The organism is Paenibacillus sp. FSL R7-0652 (genome assembly GCF_038595045.1).
Lineage (GTDB): Bacteria > Bacillota > Bacilli > Paenibacillales > Paenibacillaceae > Paenibacillus.
Map to the genome: position 1 here is coordinate 5,401,631 of NZ_CP152001.1, position 16,404 is coordinate 5,418,034.

General features: G+C 47.4%; 15 protein-coding genes. 4 read left to right on the forward strand and 11 right to left on the reverse strand.

From position 1 onward, the window contains the following. Nucleotides 1–13 precede the first annotated feature (13 nt). The 3 genes from MKY97_RS23695 to rarD form a co-directional block, all read right to left on the reverse strand. Nucleotides 14–1,285: an MFS transporter gene (locus MKY97_RS23695; RefSeq protein ID WP_342552690.1), complete on the reverse strand. Its 1,272-nt coding sequence runs from the start codon at nucleotides 1,283–1,285 to the stop codon at nucleotides 14–16. Nucleotides 1,286–1,302: 17 nt separating this feature from the next. Then, nucleotides 1,303–1,758 carry an NUDIX domain-containing protein gene (locus MKY97_RS23700; RefSeq protein ID WP_342552691.1) on the reverse strand — a complete coding sequence of 152 codons (456 nt, stop codon included), beginning with the start codon at nucleotides 1,756–1,758 and terminating at the stop codon, nucleotides 1,303–1,305. A 205-nt stretch (nucleotides 1,759–1,963) separates the two neighbouring features. Further along, a complete protein-coding gene (rarD, locus tag MKY97_RS23705; protein WP_342552692.1) occupies nucleotides 1,964–2,842 on the reverse strand; it encodes an EamA family transporter RarD in 879 nt (292 codons plus the stop codon). 225 nt (nucleotides 2,843–3,067) lie between these two features. On the opposite strand from rarD, the gene MKY97_RS23710 reads away from it, so the two are divergent. Continuing rightward, complete coding sequence (locus tag MKY97_RS23710; RefSeq protein WP_342552693.1) at nucleotides 3,068–3,472, forward strand: VOC family protein; 405 nt, start codon at nucleotides 3,068–3,070, stop codon at nucleotides 3,470–3,472. Between the two features lie 213 nt (nucleotides 3,473–3,685). Here MKY97_RS23710 and MKY97_RS23715 read toward each other — a convergent pair whose 3' ends face one another. The 3 genes from MKY97_RS23715 to MKY97_RS23725 all read right to left on the reverse strand — a co-directional run bounded on the left by MKY97_RS23715 (nucleotide 3,686) and on the right by MKY97_RS23725 (nucleotide 9,358). Further along, nucleotides 3,686–4,327: an NAD(P)-dependent oxidoreductase gene (locus tag MKY97_RS23715; RefSeq protein ID WP_342552694.1), complete on the reverse strand. Its 642-nt coding sequence runs from the start codon at nucleotides 4,325–4,327 to the stop codon at nucleotides 3,686–3,688. A 326-nt stretch (nucleotides 4,328–4,653) separates the two neighbouring features. Next, nucleotides 4,654–8,553 (reverse strand): carbohydrate binding domain-containing protein, encoded by a 3,900-nt coding sequence (locus tag MKY97_RS23720; protein ID WP_342552695.1) that lies wholly within the window; start codon nucleotides 8,551–8,553, stop codon nucleotides 4,654–4,656. A gap of 448 nt (nucleotides 8,554–9,001) precedes the next feature. Continuing rightward, complete coding sequence (locus MKY97_RS23725; protein ID WP_342552696.1) at nucleotides 9,002–9,358, reverse strand: iron-sulfur cluster assembly accessory protein; 357 nt, start codon at nucleotides 9,356–9,358, stop codon at nucleotides 9,002–9,004. A 448-nt stretch (nucleotides 9,359–9,806) separates the two neighbouring features. Between MKY97_RS23725 and mqnE the strand changes: the two genes are divergently transcribed. Both mqnE and MKY97_RS23735 read left to right on the forward strand, forming a co-directional pair. Then, nucleotides 9,807–10,913, forward strand: coding sequence for an aminofutalosine synthase MqnE (gene mqnE, locus MKY97_RS23730; RefSeq protein ID WP_251509123.1), 1,107 nt, complete (start codon nucleotides 9,807–9,809; stop codon nucleotides 10,911–10,913). A gap of 268 nt (nucleotides 10,914–11,181) precedes the next feature. Then, complete coding sequence (locus MKY97_RS23735) at nucleotides 11,182–12,243, forward strand: NAD(P)/FAD-dependent oxidoreductase (protein WP_342552697.1); 1,062 nt, start codon at nucleotides 11,182–11,184, stop codon at nucleotides 12,241–12,243. On the opposite strand, the gene MKY97_RS23740 is transcribed toward MKY97_RS23735, so the two are convergent. After that, the gene (locus MKY97_RS23740) at nucleotides 12,240–12,494 is read right to left on the reverse strand and encodes a YuzB family protein (protein WP_342552698.1); all 255 of its coding nucleotides are present in this window, start codon (nucleotides 12,492–12,494) and stop codon (nucleotides 12,240–12,242) included. The two genes, MKY97_RS23735 and MKY97_RS23740, sit on opposite strands and share 4 nt — an antisense overlap. 80 nt (nucleotides 12,495–12,574) lie before the next feature. Here MKY97_RS23740 and MKY97_RS23745 point away from each other — a divergent pair, with 80 nt between their 5' ends. Further along, nucleotides 12,575–12,820, forward strand: a complete 246-nt coding sequence (locus MKY97_RS23745) for a NifU family protein (RefSeq protein WP_053783253.1) — start codon at nucleotides 12,575–12,577, stop codon at nucleotides 12,818–12,820. Nucleotides 12,821–12,895: 75 nt separating this feature from the next. Here MKY97_RS23745 and MKY97_RS23750 read toward each other — a convergent pair whose 3' ends face one another. The 4 genes from MKY97_RS23750 to MKY97_RS23765 form a co-directional block, all read right to left on the reverse strand. After that, complete coding sequence (locus MKY97_RS23750) at nucleotides 12,896–13,660, reverse strand: SDR family oxidoreductase (protein WP_342552699.1); 765 nt, start codon at nucleotides 13,658–13,660, stop codon at nucleotides 12,896–12,898. Nucleotides 13,661–13,832: 172 nt separating this feature from the next. Next, nucleotides 13,833–14,669, reverse strand: coding sequence for a MetQ/NlpA family ABC transporter substrate-binding protein (locus tag MKY97_RS23755; RefSeq protein WP_342552700.1), 837 nt, complete (start codon nucleotides 14,667–14,669; stop codon nucleotides 13,833–13,835). Between the two features lie 38 nt (nucleotides 14,670–14,707). Then, nucleotides 14,708–15,367 (reverse strand): methionine ABC transporter permease, encoded by a 660-nt coding sequence (locus tag MKY97_RS23760; protein ID WP_342552701.1) that lies wholly within the window; start codon nucleotides 15,365–15,367, stop codon nucleotides 14,708–14,710. Continuing rightward, the gene (locus tag MKY97_RS23765; RefSeq protein WP_342552702.1) at nucleotides 15,367–16,401 is read right to left on the reverse strand and encodes a methionine ABC transporter ATP-binding protein; all 1,035 of its coding nucleotides are present in this window, start codon (nucleotides 16,399–16,401) and stop codon (nucleotides 15,367–15,369) included. The genes MKY97_RS23760 and MKY97_RS23765 overlap by 1 nt, the downstream gene beginning before the upstream one ends. Between the last annotated feature and the right edge of the window lie 3 nt (nucleotides 16,402–16,404).

Below are 16,404 nucleotides of genomic sequence, written 5' to 3' on the forward strand. Positions count from 1 at the left end.
GTCCTTCTCCTCTCTAGTGCGTCGTTTGACGTTGAACTGTATTATCCTGAAAAGCCCGATAATGAAGCAAACCAGCAGCAATCGCTAATATCGTCAATCCGGCTGCAAACAGATAGAGGTTTATAATCCCGATATATTCAGCAAGCCAGGCCATCCCAAGCAAAGAAATGCAGAATACAAAATGCATCATCGAGGCTTGCGCAGATAAAACCTTGGGAAGTATCGAGCTAGCCACACTGCTCTGAATCAACGTACGTCGGTTAATCATGGCAAGCTCGGCGAATGGCCCCATCAGCATGACGAGAATTAGGGCAGCATACGGCTGTGAGTTCAGTGCATAGACGGCAGTCAGTACACCATACCCCGCCATCCCTAACATCATCACTCCGAAATAGCGGCGTCCAATGATTCTGGCGAGTGCAAGCACCAGCAAACCTCCACCGATCGTTCCGGCAAAATAGGCCGCATTAATGAAGCCCCACCATTCTTCACTTTGACCAAGTGCAGCTTGAACAAAAGCCAGTGTGAACGCGCCCACCCAGATTGAACCGCCAAGCATGTCGATCATATCCATAAACGTAAGCACCCGCAGACGGGGTGTTTTCCATATCATTTTCCAGCCTTCCGTTAACGTATGCCATCTGCCTGTACCCACTTCCGCTGCAGCTCCAGCTGACAGATCCTTCCCGGTCATCTCCGCATGGGTTGGCTCTTTGACGCCGAGTGTAAACGCCGCTGCCAAACCATAAATAACAGCAGTAACCAGCAGGGTTGAACTGGACCCGATCCATGCCACGATGATACCGCTTAGTCCCCATCCAGCAAATTGTACAACTTGATCACTGACGCTCATGAGTCCATTGGCTTTGAGTAACCCCTGCTCATGTGTCACCAGCCGCGGGATCAGCGCATTGCGAGCAGGAGTAGTCCAGCCATCCAGAAACGACATCACAAATACAAGCGAAAATACGAGGACCAATGAGGAGGCATCTCCATTAACATGCAAATACACAGCCAGAACGACAAACAGCAGAAACTGTCCGGTTTGTGACAATAAAAGCAGGCTGGACAGCTTAAAACGCTGAATCAACAGAGGTGCGGCCAGACTGCTTAACATTTGAGCTCCGCTCCGCATCAAAGGCAAAAGTGCCGCAGATATAAGCGAGTTGGTACGATCCAGCACCATCACCGTTAAGGCCATAATATAAAGTACATCTGCGGCGTTTGCTGCCGTTTGAGTTGTCCACAAATAATAAAAGGGATGTGTTAAATAAGAGGACTTCATGTCGCATGACTCCGTTTCTATATTTGGCGCTGGTAAAGCGCTAATGGATACTCTTTTTTGAATATGACATTATCCACAATCTGCAGCATTACTTCCCGATCACGCAGCTCCAGTACATTCGGGCTGAGCAGTTCTTCGGGCGTAACCCACTTCGCATCAGCAATTTCTGAGGCATCCGGCTGCAGAGATCCGCCAATGATCTCGCCAATAAAATGGAACAGAACCACCTGCTGTCCGGTACTGCTTCTGAAATTGTAAACTCCTGTGGCAGCTGTTAATCTGACTTCATATCCCGTCTCTTCTCTGGTTTCCCGACGTGCCGCATCCAGTATATCTTCCCCGTACTCCACTCTGCCTGAGGGAAAATTCCACCTATTCCGCACGGATGCCTTGTTCTCTTTGATGATAAGCATCCTGTTTTTATGTAAGATCGAAACACTCACAACGAATACAATACTTTGCTGCTCCCTCACTCCAAACATCCACCGCCGTTCGAAAAAACTCAATCTCTACAATTAGAACATGCGTTCCTTAATTTGTAAATAAAAGAATTTTCCTAATTCTCTTCTCATCTTAGACGATGGTAAAAAAAGCCCTCCCATCATCAAGGATGAGAAGACCGTTATTACCATTCGTTTTTGTTATTACTTCTTTTTAGTATTACAACCATTTCTGTTATTACACGGACTTAGCCAGCTTGGCGGCTCGCATAGATGAAGCAGCATAGACAACCAGAGCTGTCCATATTAAAGCAAAACCAACCAGCAGCACAAGTGAAACGGACTCCTTAAACACAAATATGCTCAGGATCAGCATAATGGTTGGGCCGATGTACTGTACAAATCCGAGCGTAGACAGCGACATGCGGGCAGCTGCACGAGCAAAAAACAGCAGCGGCAGGGCTGTCACCACACCGGAAAGCAGCAGTTCAAAAAACATAGGTGCAGGCAGCGTCCAGGCCGTTGTTTGGCCAGCAAGGCCGAGGTATACCCAGTAACCTAATGCAATAGGCAGAACAACCGCTGTCTCTGACAGCAAACCTACGGAAGCATCCTGCTTGATCTTTTTCTTCGCAAGTCCATATAAACCAAAGGAAGCCGCCAGCGAAATCGAAATCCACGGGAAACGTCCGTAGTCGATCGCTATAATCAGCACCGCAACCGCTGCAATAGCAATAGCCAGCCATTGACCCCGGTTTGGTTTTTCATGAAGAAAAACAACCGCAAGCAGCACATTCAGCAAAGGATTCAAGTAATAACCAAGACTGGTTTCCACGACATGACCGTTGTTCACTGCCCAGATGAAAATAAGCCAATTGATCGCAATCAGCAGTCCGCTGGCAGTTAGGGACAGCAGCAACGTACGACTGGTCCAGATCCGTTTCACATCACTCCAGCGGCGCTGAATGGCGACCAGTATCCCCATAAATACAAACGACCATACGACCCTGTGCGACAAAATTTCACCAGCCGGCACATCATTAAACAGCTTCCAATAAAGCGGGAGAATCCCCCACATGACATACGCAATAATGGCATTAATTAATCCGTTATTCATGAAACGTACCCTCTCTTTTTCATCTCTGTTATGTCTCATTTGTTCTCTAATATCTCACCGGATTATACGCTCCGCCCCTTGCATAAGTAAAGAAATACTTATGGAAATACAAAGATCCTAACAATATTCATGCCCGGTTTAGTCGCTGCTTCCTTATAAGAAGTACATGCTTCTTTCCAAAATAGAGTATAGTAAGATCAAAAACGATTCCAGGAGGCTGCAGCGATGTCACAGGATATCTGGTTTAACTTGCCAGTCAAAGATGTTGAAAGGGCAGCTGCTTTTTTCGACGCAATAGGATTCCAAGCGATGAACGTTGGCAGCGAGAGAGCCATGATCTCCATAGGCCAAACCACGATTATGCTGTTTCCAATTGAAACCTTTGAGAGATTTACAGGCACCACAGCTGCGGATACTTCTCATAGTGCAGAAGTTATTATTTCCATTGGTGCCAAAAGTAGAGAAGAAGTCGACTCCTTTATTCAGAACGTGGAGCGTGCAGGAGGAAGCGTGTTTGGCAAGCCAAGCGAAACGGAAGGCTGGATGTACGGTGCAGGTTTTGCCGATCTGGACGGTCACCGCTGGAATCTACTCTACATGGATGAGAGCAAGATGCCAAAGCGCCAATAAATATCCACTGCCTTGAAGTAAAATGTTATATGCTGTATTTACATTTGTCTCTTTGTACTGGTCTCTTCGATCATTCAACATGGATTGCCAGGAGCTGTTAATCCATGTCTATGGGCCGTCCGTTACAATTTCAAATCAACAAAAACGGACACTGTTTATCTAAGCTCAGTGTCCGTTTGTTTGTTCGTTTGTGCAGCACTTAGTACTAATATCTTACTTCGCTTCGCCAACTACAGTAAAGCGTTCATTTATGTGCTGTGAATTCTCGATCTCGTCCACAAGTGCAATCGCATAATCAGCATAGCTGATATAGCTGTTGCCTTCACTGTTCACCATAATCACATCACTGCCTGACTGATACTTACCCGTACGCACGCCTTCCGGATTGAAGAATCCAGCCGGGCTGAGAAACGTCCATTGAATGCCGGAGGACGCTTGCAGGTCCTGCAGGTTTTTGCTCTGGTTGGAGGCTGTTGCTTTGTACGCATCAGGGAAACCTGGAGAATCAACAACACGTAGTGTTTTGGACTCATCCGTGAACAAGCTTCCTGCGCCGCCCACAACGATCAGACGCGTGTTTGGAGCATCTTTCAGAATGTTGATGAGAGCTTGTCCCACTTCCACATGCAGGTTTTCTTTGCCCGCTGGTGCGCCAAATGCATTAACAACAACGTCAAAACCTCGAACATCCTCTGCAGTAAGGTCAAACACATCTTTCTCCAGCACCTTCAGGCTCTTGTCTTCCAATTTGGATGCATTGCGCACAATAGCGGTTACCTCGTGTCCGCGGTCTGCTGCTTCTTTTAAAATGACACTACCTGCTTTACCTGCTGCACCAATAATTCCGATCTTCATTAAAATCTCTCCTCCGATGTAAAAGTTTGTTTCTTTTTGGGCTAGGAACGTTCTCCTAAACTCTATATTGTAACTATAATAGTTACAACTAAACTTGTCAACATGTTCTTCTTTTATGTAGAAAAGCTGCACTGCAGGATTATGTTTAAGATCAAAATGAAAAACATGGGTCATGCTTTGGATCAAACTCTGGTAAAAAGAGTAGAAAGGCCCTGTTCATCACCTGAACAGAGCACTCTATTTTTTCCAATCCAATCTTCTGAACTGCAGTTTGAGGCATTCGTATAAATTAGAATTTCCAGCCTTCTTGATCCTGCTCCTCCCATTCAGGCGCTCTTGCGTCCCATCTTCCAAGGTGAGAAATAAGTGAATTCCACGGGTAAAAAGGCCGAGAGGCTGTCCCCCGTACTTGAAGCTGCTCCCTCAGGGGCTCCCGGGGTGATGACACCCCCATGATAAGTGCTTACTCCCAGAGGGAATATATAGTTTCTTCCCCCATTGTTATCCCAGATACCGCTTCCGTTGTTGAAAACGGCCTCCAGTCCGGCAGCTGTGCCTACATCCACTGTAATTTTATGATAACCGGGCAGTTCGGACGGTGGAATTGGCACACCTGGAGGTATCGTCCATATGCCGCCCACCGGGCGGTAATGAATGTTGGGTTGTGTATAACCCTGCTTATAATAGACAGTGACACTGCTGCTTTTTGGTGCTTCATCCGTCGTCACACGTAGTTCCGTGCTTGCCGCCGATTTGTTCTGCGCTGCATCATACGCAATAACATGATACATATAGGACGCTGCAGCCTTCAATCCGGTATCCGTATATGCAGGTGTGGGACTTATGCCAATTTTGACGCCATCCCGAAATACTTCGTATCCCGTCACACTTGTATTATCCGTTGAAGGATTCCAAGCCAGCGCCACACGATCAGAAGCCTTCGAGGTTACCGTCAGATTTGCCGGTACGCTTGGCGGAGTCGTATCTGCTTGTGGTGCACCTTGGGTGATGACGCCTCCATTAAAGGTGCTTACCCCCAGCGGAAACTGATAGTTTTTCCCTCCGTTGTTATCCCATGTCCCGCTGCCATTGTTAAAAACTGCCTCCAGCCCCGCAGCTGTGCCTACATTCACTGTCATTTTAGTGTAACCTGCCACTTCGGCTGCTGGCATTTTCACACCCGGAGCCGTCGTCCACGTCCCGCCCGTCGGACGATAATGGATGTACGGATTGGTATAACCCTGTTTGTAATAAATGGTGACGACATTGCCTTCCTTGGTCTTCACCGTAATCGGCTCACTGGATGCCGAAACATTGCCTGCAGCGTCCACTGCTTTGATGAAGTATACATAACTTGCTGCGGGAGCAAGAGATGTATCGGTATACGTCAACTGGGTTGACTCTCCAACCTTGCTTCCGTCACGGTAGATATCATATCTCGCAACGCCGTAGTTATCCTGACTCGCTGACCACTCCAAGGTTACAGCGGATGAGGTTGAACTTGGGGATACCACATTGGTTGGTGCTGTCGGCGGTTCGATATCTGCGACGAGTGTCTGCACTTCCAAAGTTTTACTGGCAGCAGAGACGTTATTTGCCTTGTCTCTTGCTTGGATCTTGTACGTGTATGTTTTTGCCGGTTCAAGTCCGCGATCTGTGTACTCCGTCGTCTGCGAACTGCCCACTTTGGTGCCGTCCCGATAAATGTCATATCCCTCCACACCCACGTTATCGGTGGAAGCTGTCCACTGGAGAGTAACACTTCGATCCGTTACGCGTGCGGCTTTGACACCGGCTGGGGCCGAAGGCGGCGTCTGATCCACCACGAGGAACGTGTGTGTTCCCTGGATTGTTCCGTTTGCGTCCTCTACCACTTTACCGGAGGCATCTTTCTTGTATTTTCCCGTACCTACATATACCGTCTGAATTTCACTGCGAGTCACATTGCCGTTACCGTCTACCGCCTCGATATAATAGTCGACCAGCTGATCCCGGAAATCGTTGAAATAGGTATAATACATATCTCCAATTTCTTGAGCAGGTACACGTTTAAACATATCTGTGCTGCTTGGCTGCCAAGCCACCCCATTGATGTCAGGCTTCAAATCACGTTTGATCATCGAATATTCCTGCCAAGGGCTCACTTTGGCCGGATCAATGTTGGTTACACCCTTGGCTTTGAGCGCTGCCGGATCATATACACGGAACGTGTTATCCTTTGCATCCGCCTGTTTATCCCGATGAGTCCGCACCTTCACCTTGATATCGCTAATCCCACTCACGTCATAAGCATAGGTGTAGATACCAAACGTATTGTCAAAATAATGAAGCGTCCAGCCTTCTGCCTTGCTGACATTAGCACTGCCTGGATTGTAAGGATAACGCTGCGGCCACCAAACCGACGGGCCTGTGCGATCCTTGGATAGCTGTCCTTCTACATACGGTTTGGAGAAAAACAGGGATTGATTAAACGACAGTGTCGGCTTCACGCCGTCATCCACATTTTCATCATAATATCCGAAACCCGAATCCAGCGCAGGCAGCAGGAAGTACCAGCTCAGCTCTGCCGGATTCGCCCCGCCCTTGTAATTGTTCGCCGGGTCTCCCTTGAAGGGGTATGCCATCATCCACGGATTCAGCTGATTGCCTTCATAGGTGATCTCCCGATCCAGCGCAGTGCTTGGCTTCCAATGGTTCGGGTTGGCATCCAGCCACATCTGCTCGGCTGTCTTTGCATAATTCAGCGCTGCCTGCTCCAACGCAAAATTACGCTCCAGATAGTGATAACCGTATTCAAAGGATACCGTCATGCCTTCCTGAACCCCGTCCAGATTCTTCTTCGGCTCCAGATTAAGGCCCGTGGCCTTGTTGAACGCATCAAACTGTCCTTTCCAGATGCCAAAAGGAAGACGCCAGTGATACCATGTCGGATCAGAGGAAGAGTCACGCGTGTCAATCCAGGAGCCATCCTGCACATGGACTACATCCTCGGCTTTGGGCGTATTGGTACGCAGATATGCGTTGATACTTTCTCCTTTTACCCCGGGCTGTGCATAGGTCACATTCCCTGCATTGCGCCAGGTGTCCTCAGAGCCTGCACGTCCTGAAGAGTTATCTCCGTCATGGGCAATGACAAAAAACTGCTTCTGATCCACCAGCCCTTCAAATGGTTTGAGTGCATCTGCCTTTACCGATCCTTGATACCCTTCTTCCCACGATTCCGCTTGAGCTGCAGGAATGCCAATAATCTTCTTCTCTGCTCCGGTTTCGGGATTCACATGCCGTACCCAGTGTGGTGTGGATGCAAAGGGGTACTTGTTGTACACCACCTGTTTTTCGTTAAACATCGGTGCAGACACCCATGATCCAACATCGCTGGTGTTTTGCAGATCGGCACGGTTTGGTGGAGATACCATCGTATCCTTGCCTGGATCGTTTAACAGCGGATAGTCCTTGAGCGTACGCGAAAAGTGATTGTTGCCAATCACAGACCACTCAATGCCAAGCTGATCCAGAACCGGAATAATGCGTTCCGAGAAGCCAAGCTCGGTCGGGAAGAAGCCTTTGGAAGACTTAAAGCTGTCCCCCAGGAAAAAGGGTTGAGCCATGACGGCATTTTGGTATATCAAGTCCTTGAGCAAATATTCGTTGCCGGCGAGTGGTCCCATGGAGTGATGCCCGGAAAAATGAACAAGGTCCATCGTCCGCTCTCCATTGGTCGTTTTCAAGTTATTGTACGCGTTCTTCCAGGGTGCTCCCCAAGCTTTATTGTTGTAACCGTTTACATTATTGGTATACATAAAACTGTCCACATTGTTCAGTAGGGAGCCTGACATCGTTACCTGCATGCCTGCGGCGGGATGGTTGTTTTTCAAATCGCCTGCTGTCTGCCAGGGCCAGCTGAGATAGGCTCCGGTTTTGGCATGATGGGTATAATAGTCGACTAGATCATCATGCGGCATCGGTGCACCACCAGGCAGAAAATAGGGATAGGCTGCCGGAGGGTTCTTTTTCAGATCAATAACCTGCCCGTCATAGGTGTATCGAATCGGTGATCCTACAGGTGTGGAAGCATACTTGGATGTGTCGTAGTAAGCCCAGAAATTCGGCATATGGTTATGGTACACATGGGAAGCGGAGATTTCGGCATAAGCTGCTGCGGGTTGTGTGGAAATGACGATGGATAATGCCAACAGGAATGCGCCAAGTCTGCGCACAAGCTTCATGTTTTTCCTCCCTCATCTGTTGCCCCTGTGGGGACCGTGAATTGTAATTCATTTGAAAGTTATTAGAACCCTTTGTTTGAATTTGAAAATAAGCCTGCTCTCGTGCCTCCTCTCCTCTGGAATCCTGCGTGAAACAAACTACAATCTCGTGCCGTCTAAACAAAGAGTTCCTCTTGAACAAACGTTTGCATTAATAGAGAGAATTAAACACCTTATATAACTATGTTTTTCCGCTGCATTTCTGATCTAAAGTGCTGCATGCATCTTATATATTGCAAACGTTTGCACAAAATAATATACCTGCCCATGGAACAAAATGTCAATACTAGAAAAATAAAAAAGGCACACTTCCTGGCGAAGCCTCTTCGCCGGAAATGCACCTAAATCGTTATACCCTTTTTACTTTTAGATGATCATCAAACACGCTGAAATCACACTAAACAACAGATTAACAATCTTTATCCGGTACACCCGCTTCTTCACGTGTACGGAAGGATGAACCGCAGCCGCATGTCGCAACCGCATTCGGGTTATGGATGGTGAAGCCGCCGGACATGCCGGATTCTTCAAAATCAATCTCGAGTCCATTCAAATATTTCACATTTTCTTTCTCTACAACCACTTTCATGTCTTGAATGTCCATATATATATCCTCATCGGACTCTTTATCGTCAAAGCCCATGGCGTACGAAAATCCGGTACAACCGCCCGGTGCTACGCCTAGACGCAGGAACATTCCAGGTGTCTCTTGCTGTGCAAGCATCTCTTTCAATCGGTCTGCAGCCGTTTCGCTGATACTAATCATGCCAGGTCACTCTCCTTTTCATTGAATCTACACTTAAATTATACTCCACCCCGTCAAGGGGCTCAAGTTATGTTTACCCGTTTCCGCGTTCGCCCTGAACTCCTTTTTCTTCCCAGTGTATTGAACCCCTGCGGCACGAGGTTTATAATGGATAGGTGGTCTCACTGAAAATGTCAATATTTCGTCATGACTTATTCGGATGTTGGTCATATATGGAGTTGTAATTTTTTTCACATTTCGAGACTGGTTCTCAGTCCCCAATGCATATAGAGTCACTTTGACTCCTTTTGAAAAAATAAACTTTTCGATTGCAGCACACGCTGCACCGGGTAATAAGAGTTAGTCTTTCACAGGAAGGCGGCAGTTGACCGCATCTTTGCTATGTATTTCTGTTTAATGGTTCAACACACCACAACTCGAATTCCGGTAAAGAACAGGAGGAAACAGCATGTCTACATTGGTAACACCGTTCACCGACAAAAGAATGGCTGAAATCGTTGAGAAAGTGCAGAACGGCGTAAGGCTGAGCGTAGAAGACGGCGTGTATCTGTATCAAACAGATGATCTGCTGACTTTGGGCCAGCTGGCCAATGAGGCCAATCTGCGGAAGAACGGCAAGAAAGTTTATTTCATCGAGAACATGAGCCTTTATTTCACCAACGTATGCGAAGCTCGCTGCGCATTTTGTAATTTCCGCAAAGACCAGGGCGAAGAAGGCTCTTATACGTTATCCGGTCCGGAAATGATCGACTATGTGGAGCAGCATATTCATCCAGGCGTGCGTGAGTTCCATATCGTAGGTGGACACAACAACCATGTTCCTTTTCAATATTATGTCGATTCCCTGCGTGCTTTAAACGAGAAATATCCGGATGTTACGCTGAAAGCTTACACTGCGGCAGAGATTGATTTCTTCACCCGGATTAGCGGACTTAGTATCAGAGAAGTTCTGCAGGAGCTGCAGAAAGCAGGTCTGAAAACATTGACTGGTGGCGGCGCTGAGATTCTCTCGGATGAATATCGCAAAAAAATGCGTGTAGACAAAGCCAACGTGGATCGTTATCTTGAGGTGCACCGCACAGCTCATGAACTCGGCATGCGTACACATACGACGATGTTGTATGGATCGATCGAATCCTATGAGGACCGCGTCAATCATATGGTGCAGATTCGTGAACTGCAAGACGAGACCAACGGATTCATGGTCTTTATTCCGCTTTCCATGCAGCCAAAAAGTAAAAACGCAAGCATTATGCGTCGCAACTCGGCTTATGAGGATCTCAAAACAATAGCGATCAGCCGACTGATGCTGGATAACATCGATCATATCAAAGCATACTTCATTAACATCGGTCCACAGCTGGCTCAAGTTGCCCTTGGATTCGGTGCTTCAGATGCACATGGCACGATTGTTCGCGAACGGATTAGTCATGCCGCAGGTGCTCTCACACCTGAAGGCCTTACTCGTAAAGAGCTCATATGGCTTATTAAAGGTGCAGGACGTATTCCAGTAGAACGTGATACATTCTACAATGAAATTCAAGTTTACGAATAGACTTGACCGATTGCTTCGATACGAGGCAAACGTCACAGCAGCACAAGCATCACTCATCAAAGAACGAAACTTTGTTACAAGCAGGGAGACGTTTTATACAGAGTGATGCTTAACTGTGATCTCATATTTAAAATTTTCATTGTCTCATTCTTGATTATTTAAATTAACTTGAAACTAAAAACAACACACGGAGCAGCTATGTGAAGGCATAGCTGCTCCGCAGGTTAAGGTCCCAGCAATGGGACTGATGCAGAAAGGAAGCCGAGTCATGAAAAATTTCGTCATTCTTGGAGGCGGTTATGGCGGCCTCACGATCATCAAGGAACTTCTGGAAGGTAAAATCCCGTCAGATACGCAAATTGTACTGGTGGACCGCAGCCCCTTTCAAGGATTAAAGACCGAATATTACGCACTCGCAGCAGGAACAGTATCGGATTACGACCTGCGTATCCATTTTCCGGTAAATGAGAAAGTAACACACCGTTTCGGTGAGGTTACAGCCATTAATCTGGAGCAGCGTCAGATTGAATTCGAAGGTCAGGAACCTCTGGAATATGACAAACTCGTGATTGGCCTGGGATGTACAGATCGTTTTCACAATACACCCGGTGCCGAGGAATACAGCTGCACGATTCAAAGCTTCAGCAAAACACGTGAGACGTATCTGCGTCTTAATGAAGTTAAGGCTTATGGACATGTTCACATTGTGGGCGGTGGCTTGAGTGGTGTTGAGATGGCTGCCGAATTGCGCGAAAGCAGACCCGATCTGAATATTAGTATCCTGGATCGCGGTGAGCGCGTATTATCTGCATTCCCTCAACGTCTCTCTGCTTATGTTCACGAATGGTTCAGCGAGCATCAGGTTGAGGCCCGGGGACATATCGCCATTTCACGGGTGGAGCCAAACGCGATCTACAACCGCGATGAACAGATTCAGACCGATGCTGTTGTATGGACGGCAGGCATCCAACCTGTCAAAGTCGTTCAAGACCTTGATGTAACCAAGGACCCTCAGGGCCGTGTCGTATTAAACGAATATTATCAAATTCCGGAGTATACCGATGTTTATGTCGTCGGTGACTGTGCCAGCGTGCCTTATGCACCAAGCGGTCAGGCTGCAGAGGTTCAGGGTGAACAGATCGCTCATATTCAGCATGCTCTCTGGAAAGGCGAAAAGCCCAATCCGCAGCCTCTGAAGCTTCGCGGCACACTCGGCGCGCTAGGCAAAAAGGCTGGATTTGGGCTGATGGGCAAAACGTCCATGATGGGACGTGTGCCTCGTATTTTGAAAAGCGGTGTGCTCTGGATGTCCAAACGCCATCTCGGTTAGTCGAGATCCAGCGCGTCCCAGGCATCCGCTTCAGCTATTTTGGCGAGAATGGCGTTATATAAATCCTCTACTTTGTCCGTGGCGACCACTTCACCATTAACCAAGGCAAAAGGTGTCATATAACATTGACCGCAATTGGTCAGACAGCCGTATTCAATCACATCATAGTCCGGATTTTCATCCAGCTGATCCATGACTTCATCGGTGCCAAAATGCATATTGTTAGCACAAAATTCAATAATTGGTCTCATTTCAGTTCACCTGCTTTGTTTGACCATTTTAATTTATGGTCGTTTGTAATATAATAAAGGGAGGAAAGGAGTTGAACAATATGAGCGAAAACGCACAAAGCACCATGTATGATGAGGTATCTGATGTGCTTGATAAACTTCGTCCGTTCCTGCAGCGCGATGGCGGTGACGTGGAACTGGTCGACGTGGAGGATGGCATCATTAAGCTGAAACTGGTCGGTGCCTGCGGCAGCTGCCCAAGCTCCACCATTACCTTAAAAGCCGGGATTGAACGTGCCCTCCTCGAAGAAGTTGAGGGTGTACAAGAAGTTGTACAAGTATTCTAATCAATCCTTCACGAAATAAAGATCAGAGAGCCTTTCGCTTCGAAGAAGCGGAGGGCTCTTTTTTTTGATGCTTTATTAAATTGTAGGCCGAATGGGATCAAGCCCTCCAGACACATCCATAATGTTACCTGTAATGAAATCCGAATGATCCAGGCACAGATACGTAATCACTCGCGCAATATCTTCTCCGCTGCCAGGTCGTCCTCTCGGCGTTTCCTTATCCGTGATGCCTGCAATGTCATCGATTGTTTTCTCTTTGTTCGCACCGCGTATATCTCCAGGGCATACCATGTTCACTGTAATCCCATAAGGCGCTTCTTCCACGGCAAGAGTTTTCGTAAACGAAACCAAACCTACCTTCGCAGCAGCATAGACAGCACGATGAGGCCAAGATCTTGCTTCACCCGCATGACTGAACCCAAAATGAATAATACGGCCCCACTGCTTGCGGCGCATCTCGGGCAGGACGAGCTGATCCAGAATCATCGGTCCAAGCAGGTTGCCCTGCACCAGCATCTGCACTTCTGCTTCGGAATAATCTGCAAAGACCCGGCGTTCCCGCACGAACGGACCGGCGTTATTCACCAAAATATCAATATGTCCCAGCTGCGTTTGTACTGCATCAACGAGCGCGTGAATCTCTTCTGCTTTCGATATATCGGCCTGAATGGCTGTACAGCGAACCCCTTTGGCAGTAATCTGAGCCTGCAGTGCTTCAGCCTCCAAACGGCTGTGCACATAATTAAGCGCAATGTGGCATCCCTGATCCGCCAGACTGAGGGCCGTCATTTTACCAAGACCTTTGGCACTTCCCGTTATGAGGGCAATCTTTCCCTTCACGTTCATCCCCCTCTTCAAAGAGCAGTCACTCATCCAGTATAAAAGATTTATCTCCCTCTCACAACTTGCAGCCCGAAAGCAGTTCACAAATGGTAATCCAACCCAATAAGAAAGCCCCGCATGCTCTTTGTAAGAACATGTGGGGCTTATAAGTTATGATCTGAACTTCACCTTAAAATGCAGGTTCAACTGCTCCTTGGTAACGTTCTTTAATAAATTTTTTCACCGTTTCGGAATGAAGTGCTTCTGCCAGTTTTTTGATCGCATCTGCATCTTTGTTATCGTCACGGGATACCAAAATGTTGGCATAAGGGTTTCCCTGCAGGTCTTCAATCAGCAAAGCGTCTTTAGACGGATTGAGGTTTGCTTCCAGTGCATAGTTCGCATTGATAAAGACGAGATCGGCTTCATCCAGCTGACGAGGCATCATGGCTGCATCCAATTCAATGATATCCAGATTTTTAGGGTTTGCTGTAATGTCCTGTTTGGTTGATGCGATGTTCGTATCGTCTTTGAGTGTAATTAGACCTTTTTTCGCCAGCAGCAGCATTGCGCGTCCACCATTGGAAGGATCATTCGGAATGGCTACTTTGGCGCCATCTTTCAGTTCATCCAAAGATTTGATCTTTTTGGAGTAGCCGCCAAAAGGTTCAACATGAACCGGAGTTACAGCAACCAGATTAAAACCGCGCTCTTTGTTCTCCGTGTCCAGATAAGGCTGGTGCTGGAAGAAGTTCGCATCCAATTTACCATCAGCAAGCTGTTGATTTGGCTGCACGTAGTCATTAAACGTCACAACCTGCAGGCGAATACCTTGAGCTTCAAGTTCAGGTTTGATGCTTTCCAGAATTTCAGCATGAGGTGTAGGTGAAGCACCAACTTTCAATTCGACGGTACGCGGAGCGCCTGCGGAGTTATCCGCACCACTGTCCGATTTCTTGTTGTTGCCGCAAGCAGCAAGCACTGCAATCAGCATTAGACTCAGAAGCACAATAGACCATTTTTTCATCTGTAAAACCCCTTCGCATTATATTTTCATCTATCTGTTTATTTCCTGGTGAAATAGATAACCAGACGATCGCCAACCATCTGCAAAAGCTGGACCAGAATAATCATGAACACTACGGAAATGATCATAATTTCATACTGGTAACGGTAGTACCCATAATTGATCGCCAGTGTTCCCAATCCTCCACCGCCAACCATACCCGCCATAGCTGTGTAGGATACCAATGTAACGATCGTGATCGTAACTCCAGCTAGCAAGCCAGGTAAAGCCTCGGGCAGAAGTACCCGTCTGACAATCTGTCCTGTGGATGCCCCCATTGCCTGTGCCGCTTCAATGACACCGCGATCCACTTCACGAAGTGTATTTTCTACTAGACGGCCAAAATACGGAGCGGCCGAGATAACTAGAGGTGGAATTACACCTAACACTCCGGTTGCAGTACCCACTAATGAACGGGTGAAAGGGATAATTGCAACAATTAATATGATGAAAGGTACAGAGCGCAAAATATTTACAATGACGGACAATATGATGTAGGTTATTCTTGATTTTGCTGATGCCGAGCGGCTCGTCATAAACAGGATTACCCCCAGCGGGAGACCTAGAATAACGGTAAATAAACCTGCTGCCGCCAAAATCTGCAGGGTTTCAATGGAGGCCGTGCCAACCTCTTCCCAGCGTACTTTGGAAAAATCCATTATCGCAGCACCTCCACATCAAGTCCTTCTGCGGTTAATTCAGACAAAGTCTGCTCAATCGCAGGGAAGTCACCCTCAAAACGTACCGTCAGCTGCCCATAAGGAACCTGCTTGATCGTAGAGATGGTGCCCTGCAGAATGGCAAAATCCACACCCGTTTTGCGAACGGTTCTCGACAAAATCGCTTCATACGTTTTATTTCCAAGAAAGGATACTTTGACTAGTTTGGAAGATACGCCTGTTGGCAGTTCGGTTCCGGCACTGTTTAAGACCGTTTCTTCGAGTGCCAGTCCGCCTTCGCTGTCACGTGAGACGAAATCCCGGGTAATCGCATGCTGCGGTTTCAGGAACACTTCTGTCACGGGTCCTTGTTCCACAATGCCGCCTTGGTGAATGACCGCCACCCGATCGCAGATATTCTGAATGACATGCATCTCATGTGTAATAAGTACTATGGTCAAGTTGTACTTTTCGTTGATATCCATAAGCAGCTTCAGTATCGAATTCGTTGTCTGCGGATCAAGTGCCGAGGTTGCCTCATCGCAGAGAAGTACACTCGGATCACTTGCCAGAGCTCTCGCTATACCTACCCGCTGCTTCTGTCCGCCAGACAGCTGTGCCGGATATTTACTGCTGTGCTGCTCCAGACCAACCAGTGCCAGCATTTCCTTCACCTTGCGATCAATCGCTTCCTTGGGGGTGTTCACCAGTTTTAACGGGAAAGCAACATTATCGTAAACCGTTGCAGAAGACAACAGATTGAAATGCTGAAAGATCATACCAATCCTGCGTCTTTGCTGCTGTAATTCGCTTTTACTCAGCTCGGTCAGGTTAATGCCATCGACCCAAACCTCACCCTCGGTCGGCCGCTCGAGCAAGTTGATACAGCGAATCAGCGTACTTTTCCCCGCACCCGAGTGACCGATCACACCGAATATTTCACCTTTTTGGATATTCAGATTGAGTTCTGACAACGCTGTAGTTGTTTTCCCGCGTTTGCCATATGTTTTGGTTAATCCAACCAGTTCAATCAATAG